This window comes from Streptomyces sp. NPDC044984 (assembly GCF_040646935.1).
Lineage (GTDB): Bacteria > Actinomycetota > Actinomycetes > Streptomycetales > Streptomycetaceae > Streptomyces.
On the sequence record NZ_JBEZBE010000008.1, the window covers coordinates 211,914 to 225,230 of the forward strand.

The following is a 13,317-nucleotide window of genomic DNA, read 5'->3' on the forward strand; positions in this document are numbered from 1 at the left end:
ACCCGGACCGGGCCGTCCCGCGCCCGCCCCTGCCGTGCCTCACGGCAGGGGCGGGCCGCTGACCGCGACGGCACCACCCGGCCCGCGACACTCCCGCGCCATCCCCCGGAAAGGACCGTCGCGTTGCCCCGCGTCCACATCGAACTCGACAGGCAGGCCGTCGTCGCCCCTGTCCGGCGCCGCACCTTCGGCTCGTTCGTCGAGCACCTCGGCCGTTGCGTGTACACCGGGCTCTACGAGCCCGGACACCCGAGCGCGAACGACGACGGGTTCCGCATGGACGTCGTCGAACTCGTCAGGGAACTGGGCAGCACGACCATCCGCTACCCGGGCGGCAACTTCGTCTCCGGGTTCCGCTGGGAGGACTCCGTCGGCCCACGCGAGAAGCGCCCGGTACGCCGCGACCTCGCCTGGCGCTCGCTCGAGTCGAACCAGGTCGGCCTCGACGAGTTCGCCAGATGGCTCGAGCTCACCGGCTCCGAGCTGATGCTGGCGGTCAACGTGGCCACCCGCGGCATCCTGCCCGCCCTGGACCTGCTCGAGTACGCCAACCACCCGTCCGGCACGGCGCTGTCGGACCTGCGCGTCGCCAACAGCACGCCGGAACCGCACGACGTGCGCATGTGGTGCCTCGGCAACGAGATGGACGGCCCCTGGCAGACCGGATTCATGGCGGCGGACGACTACGGCAAGCTGGCCGCCCGCACCGCCGCCGCGATGAAGAGGGCCGACCCGGGCCTCGAACTCGTCGTCTGCGGCTCCTCCGGATCCGCCATGCCGACCTTCGGCCACTGGGAGCGCACCGTACTCGAGCACAGCTACGACCACGTCGACCACGTCTCGTGCCACGCGTACTACCAGGAGCACGACGGCGACCTCGGCTCCTTCCTCGCCTCGGCGGTCGACATGGACCACTTCATCGACGCCGTCGTCGCGACCGCCGACCACGTGGGGTACAAGAAGCGCTCCACCAAGAAGATCGACGTCTCCTTCGACGAGTGGAACGTCTGGTACCTCAAGGAGCACCAGGAGTCCGAGGAGATCCACGACGAGTGGCGCCACGCCCCCCGGCTCCTGGAGGACACCTACACGGTGGCGGACGCCGTCGTCGTCGGCAGTCCGCTGATGACGCTCCTGCGCCGCAGCGACCGCGTCACCCCGGCGTCCCTCGCACAGCTCGTCAACGTGATCGCTCCGATCATGACCGAGCCCGGCGGCCCGGCCTGGCGCCAGACGACCTTCCGCCCGTTCTCGATCACGAGCCGGCTCGCCGCCGGCGAGGTGATCCGGCCCCTGATCGAGACGCCCGCGTACGAAACGGCGCGCTACGGAGAGGTGGCCGTCGTCGACGCCGTCGCGACCGTCGACGAGGACCGGGCCGCGGTCTTCCTCGTCAACCGCGGCCTGGCGGAAGCCGCGCAGGTCACGATCGATGTGCGCAGCCTCGGCTCCTCGCGCGTCACCGAGGCGGTCACGCTCGCCGACCCCGACGTGTACGCGAAGAACACGCTCGCCCGGCAGGACCGGGTGGCCCCGGCCGCGAACACCGGCGCGGCACTCGCCGACGGGCTGCTCACCATCGAACTGCCGCCGACGTCGTGGACGGCGGTCGCCCTCCGGTGAGCGACGACACGAGCCCCGTTCAGGAGCCGGCTCCCCTCCGGCGCGGCGACCCGGCCCGTGAATCGCCGGGCCCGGTCGCCGAGCGCCGCGAGGTGACCTGTGCGCTGCGCGATGGAACACGGCTTCGGACCGTCCTGCTGGTTCCGGGGCGCGTCCGCCGACGATCTCGGCGGCGGAGACCTCACCGCGCAGCACGTGCGGTGGTTCGACACCACCCTGCGCGCGGGCGCGGCGGACATGCCGCCGGTACGTGTGTTCCTGATGGGCTCGAACCGGTGGATCGAACTGGACGAGTTCCCCCCGCGCGACACGCGGACGCTCGAGCTGTACCTGAACGCCGGGGGAACGCTCGCGACCGAGCCGGCCGAGAACGGTGAACGGCGGCTGATCAGCGATCCGGCATCCCCGGTGCCGACGTGCGGCGGTGCGGTACTCCTCTTCGCGCCGTTCGAGGCGGGGGCCGCCGACCAGGCGGCGATCGAGGCACGGCAGGACGTGGTCTCGTGGCGTACCGAGCCGCTCACCGAGGAACTCACGGTGATGGGCGCGGTCCGTGCCGTCGTCCACCTCACGACCACGGGAACGGACGCGGATGTGGTCGTGCGGCTGTGCGACGAGCACCCGGACGGCAGCAGCCGCGTCGTCACCGACGGCGTGCAGCAGGGGTCGGCGCGGTCCGTCGACCCGGTCACGGGCCTGGGCGACAGACGGCCGCTTGAGCCGGGCCGGGAGCAGGAGTTCGCCGTGGACCTCTGGTCGACGGCGCACACGTTCCTGCCGGGCCACCGGGTGCGCGTCGACATCGCACCGAGTTCGTCACCCCGCTGGGACGTCGGACGCAACGCCTTCGAGCCGGCCGGGGCGACCCCGCGGCCCACCGCGGCGGAGTACACGATCCGTCACGGCACCGCCCGTCCGAGCCGCCTCGTCCTCCAGGTCGTGACGACAACACCGCGATGAGACCGACCGGAACACGCCGGTCCGCGTCACCGGCGTGGTGCCGCGGTCGCCGGGGCGGGTCCGGTGGAGGCACGGACGACCAGCTCGGTGGCCAGCTTCATGCGGGCGGGGGGCCGGGCACCGCCGTCCTCGCCCCGGGAGAGCTGGATCAGGAGCTTGACCGCCGCGGCGCCCAACTCGGTGCTGGGCTGTCTGACGGTCGTCAGCCCGGGGGTGATGTACTGCGCCTCGGGCAGGTCGTCGAAGCCGATGACACTGATGTCCTCGGGAATCCGCAGGCCCCGTGCGCTCAATGCGTCGTAGACGCCGAGTGCCATGGAGTCCGCGCAGGCGAAGATCCCCGTGATCCCCGGGTCGCCGTCGAGCAGGGTGTGGGTGGCGGTCGCCGCCTTGGCACGGTTCCATCCGCCGTGGGCCACCGACACCGTGGCACTGCCGGCGGTCGCCGTGTCGGCCGCCCCTCGGAAACCGTCGACGCGGGCCCGGCTGAAGAGGTGGCGGGCATGGCCGGCGACCACCCCCATCCGCACATGGCCGAGGGACAGAAGGTGCTCGGCGGCCATACGGCCGCCTTCCCAGTTCGCCACGCCGACGCTCGCCACCCCTGACGGCGGTGTGCTCATCGGGTCGATCAGCACCACGGGGACGCCCGCGGCGAAGAGTGCGCCGAACTGCGCCGAGGCGGGGTCGACCAGCGTCCCGATCACGCCGAGGGTGCGCCTTCTCAGAACCCGCGACACCCAGTCGCCGTGCGGCTCGGCGAGCGTCAGTACGACATCGAGTCCCGCTGCTGCCGCTTCTCGCCCGACCCCGGCTATCAACAGGTTCGCCCATGACCCCTCGAAGTGGGTGACCACGAGGTCGAGCACGTGGGACAAGCCGCTCTCGTCCCGCACGCTCTCGCCCTTGGCTCCGGCCCGGCGGGTGTAGCCGACGGCTTGCACGGCTTCCATGACCTTCGCGCGCGTCTGCGCCGAGACGTCGGTTCCGCCTCGCAGCACCTTGGACACGGTGGGCACGCTCGTACCGGCGGTCTTGGCCACCAAGGACAGTGTGGGGCGCGATCCGGCTGGTCGGGGTGGCATGGGGACAGGTTAGCCCAACCGGTGAGGAGGCCTTCCGGGAGCCGGGGAGGCGCCTCGGCCGGGGTTCGAGCCGGCTGCGGACGGGTTCCCTCGGGGTGCGGCACCCGCCCGCACGCCGAGCGTCACACGGACGGCGCCGGGGCCGGGGTGTACTCGAACCAGTCGAAGGCGACCGCGCCCTCGGTGGCGTACATGCCGATCACCCGGCCGGTGAAGCCGCAGGCGACCTCGGTGGACAGGTAGCGCCCGTCCAGTTCGGCGAGCGGCCGGGCGTCCGGGGCGCCGGGGTCGCCGAGCCAGAAGGCGATGGTGTCGGGGCCCGTGGTCCCGCCGTCGGTGAGTTCGGGCGAAGCGGGCACGAGGCCGGCCGTCCGGATCGTCACGGTGAGGGGCAGCGGCCCGGCCGGGACCGGCCGGCGGGCCACGGTCTGGCGCAGCGGCCCGATCCGGGCGACGACGCCGATCTCCCCGTTCCCTGCCTCCAGTTCGTAGTGGTGGGCCTCGTCCAGGCGTACGCAGAGACCACCGCGTCCCCCACCCGGGTCGATCATGGCGGTGACGCGGCAGTCGTGGTGCTGCTGGCGGCGGCCGACGAAGGTGTACCCGGGGCGGTCGAGGGTGGGGCCGGTGGCGTTGAGGACCAGCCGGCCGGGGCGCTCGGTGAGCGACCAGGAGCCCTCCGGGCGGGCGAACGGCGAGATCCAGTGCGGCGCGAGAGCGGGCCCGTCGAAGTCGTCGCGGGCGGGCGGGGCCGGAACGGGATGCCAGGCACCGGCCGGGGCCGCGTGGCTCTCGGGAACGGGCGCGACGACGGGCCAGCCGTCCTCGTCCCACTCCACGGGGGTCAGGAACGTCTCGCGGCCGAGCACGTGCACGTCGGGCGTGAAGCCGCGGGGGCGGACGCCGAGCAGCACCATCCACCAACTGCCGTCGGGAGCCTCCACCAGGTCGGCGTGGCCGGTGTTCTGGATGGGGCGGGCGGTACCGCCGTGGGACAGCAGGGGGTTGGCGGGTGCGCCCTCCCAGGGGCCGCGCGGTGAGCGGCTGCGGGCCATGGACACGCTGTGGCCGCGTTCCGTGCCGCCTTCCGCGATCAGCAGGTACCACCGGTCGCCGATGCGGTAGAGGTGCGGCGCCTCGGGGAACTTCAGGCCGCTGCCCGACCACGTGGCGAAAGGCCCCTCCAGCACCTCGCCCTTGACCGGGTCGATCCTGGCCATGTTGACGCCCCCTTCGGGGCCGGAGAAGGCGCACCAGCAGGTGCCGTCCTCCTCCCACGCCAGGTCGGGGTCGATCCCGGGCAGGTCGATCCACACCGGGTCGCTCCACGGCCCCTCGGGCCGCTCGGCCGAGACGACGAAGTTGCCGCCACCGTCGATGTTGGTGTTGATGACCCAGTAGCGGCCGTCGTGGTGGCGGATCGTGGGGGCGTAGAGGCCTCCGGACGCCTTGGCTCCGGGGAGGGGCAGCGGCAGTTGCCCGGGCCGGTCGAGCACGTTGCCGATCTGCTTCCAGTGCACGAGGTCCTTGCTGTGGAAGAGCGGCAGCCCGGGGAAGTACTCGAAGCTGGAGCACACCAGGTAGTAGTCGTCACCGACCCGGCACACGCTCGGATCGGGGTGGAACCCGCTGATCACAGGGTTGTCGTACATATGCACGTACACGTCTTCCCTTCGAGCCGCCGGGCACCGTGGAAGCGAGCCTAAGGGCTGTCCCGCGATTGGTCTCGTGCGCGTGCCCGGACGTTTCCGGTAGTCGGGCGGTCATCCGATCAGCCGGCCTGACGAAGGCCGTACAGGTGGGCGATCCCCAGGAGCGCGTGGTGGACGTCGTTGCCCTTGAGCCGGCGGTCGCGAAGGATCTTCCATGGTCGCGCGAGCGCAGCCCGGTGGACGGGGGTGTCCAGGACGGTTCCGCTGCCGTGACCACTCCAGCCGCAGCAGGATCTTCTCAGTGCGGACCACGCCCTGACCGCTCACCCGGCCGGCGCGGCATGCCGCGTCGAGGCGACGCTCAGGTCGCCTCGCGCTTCGCGGCCGACGGAGAGGACGGTTGCTCGTCGCGGCTCTCCGAGGTGAAGGCGTCGCGGCGAGCGAGGGTCACCGACAGGGGCAGGCCCAGCCGCTCGGCTGCGCGTCGCCGGACGCGCACCTCAGCTCGGGTCCGGGGCCGGAAGGAGGGGAGTGGCGAGCAGCCACAACCAGGGCGGTGATCGTAGGTCAGCCCCTGCGCGAGCACGGTCGCAACGACGGACCATGCCTTCGTGTCGCGTCGCCGGGGCGCGGCAAAGTCGTAGCCGACGAAACAGACCGGTACGACGTGGTGATCCTCGGCAGCGGCATGGCCGGGGGCATGCTGGGCGCGGTGCTCGCGCGCAACGGGGTGAAGACCCTCATCCTGGACGCGGGCACCCACCCGCGTTTCGCGGTGGGCGAGTCGACCATCCCGTACACCTCGGGCATGGCACGGCTCATCGCGAAGCGTTACGACGTGCCCGAGCTGAAGGCCCTGTCGAACTACAAGGGGACCATCGAGGAGATCTCCCCCCACTGCGGCCAGAAGCAGAACTTCGGCTTCGTCTACCACCGCGAGGGGCAGCCGCAGGACCCGCAGGAGATCAACCAGCTGGTGGTCCCGATCGACCTGCGCACCGAGACCCACCTGTTTCGGCAGGACGTCGACGCGCACCTGTTCCACGTGGCGCTCACGTACGGCGCCGACGCGCGGCTCGCCACCCGGGTCACCGAGATCGACATCGACCCGGACGAGGGCGCGGTCCTGCGCACGGAGCACGGCGAGGAGTTCCGGGCCTCGTACGTGGTCGACGGCAGCGGGTTCCGCTCGCCGCTCGCGGAGAAGTTCGAGCTGCGCGAGACGCCCACGCGGGCCCGGACCCACTCACGCTGTCTCTTCACGCACATGATCGGGGTGAAGCCGTTCGACGACTCGCCCACCGCGCGGCGGCACGACCAGCCGAGCCCGTGGCACCACGGCACGCTGCACCACGTCTTCGACGGCGGCTGGCTCCGGGTGATCCCGTTCGACAACCACGCCGCGGCCCGCAACCCGCTGTGCAGCGTCGGCCTCACCCTGGACCCGCGGAAGCACCCGAAGGGCGACACGCCCCCGGAGCAGGAGTTCCAGGACTTCCTCGCACGGTTCCCCGAGATCGCTTGGCAGTTCGAGGGGGCGAAGGCGGTCCGCCCGTGCGTCTCCACCGGCCGCTCCAGTACTCGGCCAAGACGGTCGTCGGCGACCACTACTGCCTGACGTCCCACGCCGCCGGGTTCATCGACGCGCTGTACTCGCGGGGCCTGGCGAACACCCTGGAGCTCGTCAACGCACTGGGCTGGCGACTCATCGCCGCCTCCCGCGACGGCGACTGGTCCAAGGAGCGGTTCGCCCACGTGAAGGCGCTGCACCAGGGGCTGTTCGACTTCCACGACGACCTGGTCTACAGCTCGTTCGTCGGCTTCGGTCACTACGAGCTGTGGAACGCCGTCAACCGGACCTGGATGCTCGGGACGATGAGCGGCAACATGATGGTCGAGGACGCCTACTACCGGTTCAGCGAGACCGGCGACGCCGACGTCTTCCTCGAGGCCGAGCGGTCCGGGAACCCGGGTTCCCCCCTCCCGATCAGCGAGACCTTCGTCCGCATGGGCAAGCTCACCCGTGAGCTGTGCGAGGCGGTCGAGGCCGGGACCGTCGAGCCGGGTGCCGCCGCCGCGCGCATCCACGAGTACATCCAGAAGGAAGTGGACTTCATCGCGCACGCCGACAGGTTCGGGCTGCCGGAGAACCGCTGCTTCAACATGACGCGGGAGCGGATGGACGCGGCCGAGGAGTGGTCGCGCACCCAGGCCCCGCCGGAGATCGGCAAACGCATGCTCAATGCCGCCCGGGGCATGGCGCTCGCCAAGGAGGCGGAGGCCGGGACCGGCTCCAGGGACTACTGATCCCGGTCGCCCGAACCCGTCCCGCCGAGGCCGGACCCCCGGCCCGGCTCCTCCCCGCCGAACGACCTCGTGGGCACACCCCCTCCCCCACGGGGCCGTCCGGCGCCCCGGGTCCTCCCTGTCCGCATCCCCGTGACCGAGGCGAGTGAGGAACCATGTCGCACCAGCGGTACGAAGCCGATCTGCGCCACCTGTTCGCCGGATTCCCCACAGGTGTCTCCGTCGTGACGGCGCAGGCCCCGGACGGCACCCCCTGGGGGATGACGCGCACATCACTGTGCAGCGTCGCCCTCGACCCGCCCACCCTGCTCGTCCGTCTGCGCGCCGGCAGTCCCACCCTCGACGCCGTGCTGGACAGCGGGTCGCTGTCCGTGAACCTGCTCCACCAGCACGCCCGGTCCACCGCCGAGCTGTTCGGCTCGGGGGCCGCGGACCGGTTCGACCGGGTGCCGTGGGTACCGGCCCGGCACGGCGGTCCGCATCTGGTCGAGGCGGCGCACACGATCGCCGACTGCACGGTCACCGCCGAACAGGCCGTCGGCGACCACACGGTGGTGATGGCCCGCGCCACGCTGGTCACCTCGCTGCGCCGGCCGATGCCCCTGCTGTACGGCATGCGCCGGTACGGGTCCTGGGCGGAGGACGTGGAGAACGGGTTCCTGTCGTACGACTTCATCTCCTGAAGAGCGCGCCGGAGGGAACGGCAGACCATGGACGTCCCCGTGATCCATCCGTATCCGATGCCCGGCCCATCACCACGGCTGTGAGGGAAGCCATAATTCCGGCTCGAGACTCAACCGTGACCGAAGAGGGCGCGTGGCGCCCTCGAGCCCCGTGGGGCCGGGGTTTTCCCTTCGCCGGCGCCTCCCGGCCACCGCCTCGTCCTCCGCGAGGATCCCACGCCGGAGGAGCCGCTCGACAGGCCCGGCGCCCGGTGCGGGTCGATCCGTCCGCTCACCCCCGTCGAGACCCGGGAGATCGAGGTCCGCGACGCGGCGGACGAGCCCTTCGACCTCGACCGGTCCGAGGCCGGGTCAAGGCCCGGGGGCGGTGAGGATGCGGTTGAGCGCGCTGCCGGGGCGGCTCGTGAGGTCCTCCCAGGTTCCCTCTTCCGTGATGCGGCCCTCCTCGAGAACGGCGATGCGGTCGGCACGGCGGATGGTGGCCGGGCGGTGGGCGATGACGATCGTCGTCCGGCCCTCCTCCCGGAGCGCGGTGGCGAGTTCGGCGTCGCCGGTGTTGTCCAGGTGGGCGGTGGACTCGTCCAGGACGAGGACCCGCGGCCGGACCAGCAGGGCGCGGGCCAGGGCGATGCGGGCCCGCTGGCCCCCCGAGAGCGTGGCGCCCCGCTCACCGACGAGGGTGTCCATCGGGGCGATCCGGTCGACGCCGCACAGCCGTGCCGCCTCGGCCAGCGCCCGGTCGTCGGCCCCGGGTGCGGCGAGCCGCAGGTTCTCGGCGAGGGTGCCGTGGAAGAGGGGCGTGTCCTGTCCCACCAGCACCACCGCACGCCGCAGTTCCGCGTCGCTCACCTCCCGCACGTCCACGGGGTCGGCATGGGCGGGCACCAGCTGGACGGCGCCCGCGGAAGGGTCCCAGAACCGGGCCAGCAGGTGGGCGCAGGTCGACTTGCCGGCACCCGAGGCGCCGACCAGGGCGAGTGTCCGCCCCGCGGGGACCGTCAGCTCGACGCCGTCCAGCACGGGCCGTCCTCCGTAGTCGAACCTCAGCCCGTGCAGCCGGACGCCCAGCGGTCCGGGCGGCAGGGCGCGGGGGGCGGCGGGCGGCGGGGCGAGAGCCGGGGCCTTGACGGCCGCGTCGACGCGGGCGGCGGCGGCGCGCAGCGCCACGGCCTGGCTGAGGGCGCGGGCCGACTCCGCGACGGGGCCGAGGACGGACAGGGCCAGGGTCATCGCCGCCGGGGCCCACGCGCCGTGCAGCCGTCCGGAGGTCACCGACTGCGCCGCCGCCGCGACCACGCCGAGGACCGCGGCCACGATGAGGAGGTCGCGGACCGCGGCCGCGACGGCCTCCCAGGTGGCCTCGGCGCGTTGGGCGTCGCCCACCTGCCGCCCTCGCCCGGCGAGCTTGCGGCGGTGCTCCGCCAGGGCGCCGAAGGCGAGCAGTTCGTGCAGCCCGTCGACGGCCTCCACCGTGTCGGCCGACAGCTTCGCCATGGCGGTGCGGGTACGGGTGCCGCGCGCCGCGCGGGCGCGTGCGTCGGCGAAGGGGGCCGCGGCGAGCAGGGCCGCGACCGGCAGCACGGCCGTCAGCAGCCACGGCTCGACCGTGGCGAGGACCACGGCCCCGCCGGTGAGGACCGTCCCCGCCGCCAGCAGTTGGGCTGTCGTGTGGGCGTAGAAGAACTCCAGTGCCTCCACGTCGGCCAGGGCGGTGGCGGCGAGGTCGCCGCTGCGCCGGCCCGCGACCCTGGCGGGCGCGCTGCGGGCGAGTCCGTCGAAGACGCGTACCCGCAGGGCGGCCAGTACCCGGTAGGCCAGGTCGTGCGAGAGGTCCATCTCCCGCCAGGTCGTCCACGCGCGGACGAGGACGAGGGCGACGAGCGCGGTGACGCCGGCGGCCGAGGGGGTGTGCCCTTCGATGACGGCGGTGCCCACGGTGTGTGCGGCGAGGGTCAGCAGCGCGACGAGGGAGCCCTGTTCGAGGAGCGCGGCGGCGCAGGTGCGGGCCGTCATGGCGCGGTGCTCGGCGAGGGCCGGGAGGAGGGCGCGCAGTGCGCCTCGCGCGGGTACGTCCGCGGGGGTGGCGGTGTCGGTGTCGGTGGTGACGGCGGTGGTCATGCGGCGCGTTCTCCTCGGTGGGCGTGGCCGGCCTCGACGAGCCTCGTGTAGACGCCGCCGGCCCCGGCCAGGTCGGCGTGCCCGCCGACGGCGTCCACCCGGCCCTCGTCGAGGACGACGATGCGGTCGGCGTGCCGGACGGCGTCCAGCCGGTGTGCGACCACCAGGACGGTCCGGCCGCCGGCGGCGTTCAGCAGTTCCCGGACGATGTCCGCCTCGCGGCGTTCGTCGACGGCGCTCGTGGCCTCGTCCAGGACGAGTACCGGGGCGTCGGCCAGCAGGGCCCGCGCGAGGGCGAGCCGCTGGCGCTGCCCGCCCGAGAGGGTGGCGCCGCGTTCGCCGAGGACGGTGGCGTAGCCGTCGGGGAGGGCGGTGATCTCGTCGTGGACGCCGGCGACGCGTGCCGCACGGGTCAGGTCGTCGTCCGTGGCGTCCGGCCGGGCCAGGCGCAGGTTGTCGGCGATGGTGGCGTGGAAGAGGTACGTCTCCTGGGAGACGACGGCGATGCCCTGCCGCAGCGAGTCGAGCGCGTACGCGGTCGTGGGGCGCCCGTCGAGGGTGATCCGGCCCGCCTGCGGGTCGTGGTGGCGCAGGAGCAGGGCCAGCAGCGTGGACTTGCCCGCGCCGGACGGGCCGACGATCGCGGTCGTCCGTCCCGCCTCGGCGGTGAAGGAGACGCCGTCCAGCGCGGGCGCCGGCGCTCCGTCGTAGGTGAAGCGGACGTCGTGGAAGCGCAGTTCGGGCGGTTCCTGCCGGTGCGCGGGTGCCGTTCCGGTGTCGGGGACGGCCGGCTCGGCGGTGCGCAGGGCCGCGAGGCCGTCCGCGGCCGACGCCCCCAGGTATCCGGCGTGCCACTCGCGGGCCAGGTCGCGGACCGGCCGGAAGCACTCGGAGGCCAGCAGCAGCATCAGGTAGGTGCCGGTCGCCGTGGTGGCTCCGGTGACGGCCGACCAGCACGCCAGGAGCGCCGCGGCGGCGGTGCCGCCCTGGATGGCCAGGTCGGTGATGCCGGTGTCGACCAGGGACACCCGCAGTTTGGCGACGGTCGCCCGGTGCAGCGCCGCGGACCGCTCCTCCAGGCGTGCGCGGGTGCGCCCGACCGCGCCGGCGGCGCGCAGGGCGGGCATGCCCTGCAGGGCCTCCAGGTAGTCGGCGCCCAGCCCTTCGTAGGTGTCCCAGTGCTCCTTGCCGCGGGCGGCGAGGAGCCGGTCCCAGGCGCGCGGCCCGGCCAGGGCGAGGAGCAGCGCGGGGACGAGGCCGAGCAGGGCCCGCGGTTCGACCACGGCCAGGGCGGTCAGGACGAGGGGCGGCACGGTGAGGGTGATCAGGAGCTGGGGCAGGTAGCGGGAGACGTAGGCGTCGACGCCCTCCACCCCGTCGACGAGAGTGGTGCGGACGGCGCCGGCCCGCGCGGTGGTCAGGTGAGCGGGACCCAGCCGGCCCAGGTGGACGAGGAGTTCGTCCCGCAGGGCCACCCTGACCCGGGCCCCGGCACGGGTGGCGGTGCGCCGCTGCCACACGGCGAGCCCGGCGCGCGCGGCGACGACGGCGAGCACCGCGGCCAGCAGCCACGGGAGCCGTCCGGTGTCGCCGCGGGCCAGGCCCGCGAGCGCGAGGGCCAGCAGCGCGGCCTGTGCCAGGTGGGTGAGGGTGACGGCGCCCTGCAGGAGGGTGGCCGCCAGCAGGGGGCGTCGGGCGCGCCCCGCGGCGCGGCGCAGTTCGGGGTGGACGATCATGTGGGGTTCTCCTCGTCGGCGTGACGGGTGCCGAGGGCCAGGGCGTGCACGACCCAATCCCGGTCCGGCGCGGCGCCGAGGGCGGCGCCCAGGTCCGCCTGCTGCCAGGAGCCGACGGGCCGGGCCGCCAGCCCGTGGCGCCGGGCGGTGACATGGGCCAGGTGGACGGCGAAGCCGGCCCGCAGGTGGGCGCGGCGGACGCGCGCGGCGTCGGCGTCCGCGGGGCAGCCGTGGGCGAGCAGGACGGCGCCCGCGTCCGCGATCCACGCCTGGCCCGCGGCCCAGGCCGCGAGCGTCGGGCGGGCCTCCCCCGCCGCGTACCGCCGCAGGGCCGTGCCGCCGGGTGCCGGTTCCACGAGGCCGGGCCGTGGCGGGCCGACCGCGGCGCACCAGCGCAACAGGTCGTCGGCGCCGGCCCGTTCGGCGGTGGCCAGGACCGCCCGCAGTGCGGCGTGGGAGGGGGCGCCCGGCAACGGCGGTGGGGTGCTGCGGCGCGCCAGCAGTTCGGCCGGGGTGGGCGTGTCCCCGTACGGTTCCGGGACGCGGGGGCTGTCCGCCGGGTGCGTCGGGCTCCGCCCGTCGGGCGGCGGAATGCGCACGACGGCCAGGGGGTTCTCGGTGAGTCCGGCCAGCCGTGCTTCGGGCTCGCCCGTGCCCAGGGCGCGGGCCGCCAGGAACAGCGCCGCGGCGGCGTGCCCGGTGTCCAGCAGCAGCAGGGGCCAGGCCCGGTGGCCGTAGTGGGAGACCGTGCGCCGCGCGGTGACCGAGAGTTCGGCCGTCACGCCCGGCGGCGTGCCGTCGGGGGACGGGCCGACGTGGTGGACGCGGTGGCGCAGCGGGTCGTAGCCGTAGCGGCCGGGCGGCAGGGAGCAGCCGGCGCCCACGACCAGTTCGGCGTCCACCGGGTGCAGCGCACCCGCGGAGGGCGCGGGCCTGAGGCGTCCGGAGGCGTCCGAGGCCGCCAGGGACAGGCGCAGCAGGGCGTGCAGATCGAGGGCCGCCGGGCCGGCCTGCGGAATCGGGAGCGGCGGACCCGGCCAGGGCCGGACGGCCGTCCCGGCGGGCGTGTCGGGGCCGGGGCGCTCCGGGGAGCGGGCGCGGGCGAGGGCGGCGACGAGGTCCACCGGGCGGTCCTCGCGGAGGTCTTCCACGG

Annotated in this window: 10 protein-coding genes and 1 pseudogene; 5 read left to right on the forward strand and 6 right to left on the reverse strand. The window is 74.0% G+C overall.

The features are described from left to right. Positions 1-123 precede the first annotated feature (123 nt). Together AB0A94_RS11850 and AB0A94_RS11855 are read left to right on the forward strand one after the other, a co-directional pair. Positions 124-1,623 (forward strand): alpha-L-arabinofuranosidase C-terminal domain-containing protein, encoded by a 1,500-nt coding sequence (locus AB0A94_RS11850; RefSeq protein WP_361742535.1) that lies wholly within the window; start codon positions 124-126, stop codon positions 1,621-1,623. Positions 1,624-1,722: 99 nt separating this feature from the next. Next, positions 1,723-2,583, forward strand: a complete 861-nt coding sequence (locus tag AB0A94_RS11855) for a CocE/NonD family hydrolase (RefSeq protein WP_361742538.1) — start codon at positions 1,723-1,725, stop codon at positions 2,581-2,583. Positions 2,584-2,609: 26 nt separating this feature from the next. Here AB0A94_RS11855 and AB0A94_RS11860 read toward each other — a convergent pair whose 3' ends face one another. The 3 genes and pseudogenes from AB0A94_RS11860 to AB0A94_RS11870 form a co-directional block, all read right to left on the reverse strand. Then, the gene (locus tag AB0A94_RS11860; protein WP_361742541.1) at positions 2,610-3,626 is read right to left on the reverse strand and encodes a LacI family DNA-binding transcriptional regulator; all 1,017 of its coding nucleotides are present in this window, start codon (positions 3,624-3,626) and stop codon (positions 2,610-2,612) included. Between the two features lie 164 nt (positions 3,627-3,790). Next, positions 3,791-5,320 (reverse strand): glycoside hydrolase family 43 protein, encoded by a 1,530-nt coding sequence (locus tag AB0A94_RS11865; protein WP_361742660.1) that lies wholly within the window; start codon positions 5,318-5,320, stop codon positions 3,791-3,793. A gap of 119 nt (positions 5,321-5,439) precedes the next feature. Then, a pseudogene (locus AB0A94_RS11870) lies at positions 5,440-5,541 on the reverse strand (IS5/IS1182 family transposase); the annotation flags it as partial. Positions 5,542-5,987: 446 nt separating this feature from the next. Between AB0A94_RS11870 and AB0A94_RS11875 the strand changes: the two are divergent. The 3 genes from AB0A94_RS11875 (at position 5,988) to AB0A94_RS11885 (ending at position 8,310) form a co-directional block, all read left to right on the forward strand. After that, on the forward strand, positions 5,988-6,938 hold the full coding sequence (locus AB0A94_RS11875; RefSeq protein WP_361742544.1) for a hypothetical protein: 951 nt from the start codon (positions 5,988-5,990) through the stop codon (positions 6,936-6,938). After that, positions 6,875-7,627, forward strand: a complete 753-nt coding sequence (locus tag AB0A94_RS11880; protein ID WP_361742547.1) for a hypothetical protein — start codon at positions 6,875-6,877, stop codon at positions 7,625-7,627. The genes AB0A94_RS11875 and AB0A94_RS11880 overlap by 64 nt, the downstream gene beginning before the upstream one ends. 155 nt (positions 7,628-7,782) lie before the next feature. Further along, positions 7,783-8,310 carry a flavin reductase family protein gene (locus AB0A94_RS11885; protein WP_361742550.1) on the forward strand — a complete coding sequence of 176 codons (528 nt, stop codon included), beginning with the start codon at positions 7,783-7,785 and terminating at the stop codon, positions 8,308-8,310. A 351-nt stretch (positions 8,311-8,661) separates the two neighbouring features. Here AB0A94_RS11885 and AB0A94_RS11890 read toward each other — a convergent pair whose 3' ends face one another. The 3 genes from AB0A94_RS11890 to AB0A94_RS11900 are packed head-to-tail and all read right to left on the reverse strand — an operon-like array spanning position 8,662 to position 13,315. Further along, a complete protein-coding gene (locus AB0A94_RS11890; protein WP_361742553.1) occupies positions 8,662-10,428 on the reverse strand; it encodes an ABC transporter ATP-binding protein in 1,767 nt (588 codons plus the stop codon). Then, positions 10,425-12,164, reverse strand: a complete 1,740-nt coding sequence (locus tag AB0A94_RS11895; RefSeq protein WP_361742556.1) for an ABC transporter ATP-binding protein — start codon at positions 12,162-12,164, stop codon at positions 10,425-10,427. Before AB0A94_RS11895 ends, AB0A94_RS11890 begins: the two co-directional genes overlap by 4 nt. Continuing rightward, a complete protein-coding gene (locus tag AB0A94_RS11900) occupies positions 12,161-13,315 on the reverse strand; it encodes a SagB/ThcOx family dehydrogenase (protein ID WP_361742560.1) in 1,155 nt (384 codons plus the stop codon). The genes AB0A94_RS11895 and AB0A94_RS11900 overlap by 4 nt, the downstream gene beginning before the upstream one ends. Between the last annotated feature and the right edge of the window lie 2 nt (positions 13,316-13,317).

Excerpts from the sequence above, each read along its gene's own strand:
- AB0A94_RS11865 (WP_361742660.1), bottom strand. The coding sequence starts at position 5,320 with ATGTACGACAACCCTGTGATCAGCGGGTTCCACCCCGATCCGAGCGTG.
- AB0A94_RS11885 (WP_361742550.1), top strand. The coding sequence starts at position 7,783 with ATGTCGCACCAGCGGTACGAAGCCGATCTGCGCCACCTGTTCGCCGGA.
- AB0A94_RS11890 (WP_361742553.1), bottom strand. The coding sequence starts at position 10,428 with ATGACCACCGCCGTCACCACCGACACCGACACCGCCACCCCCGCGGAC.
- AB0A94_RS11895 (WP_361742556.1), bottom strand. The coding sequence starts at position 12,164 with ATGATCGTCCACCCCGAACTGCGCCGCGCCGCGGGGCGCGCCCGACGC.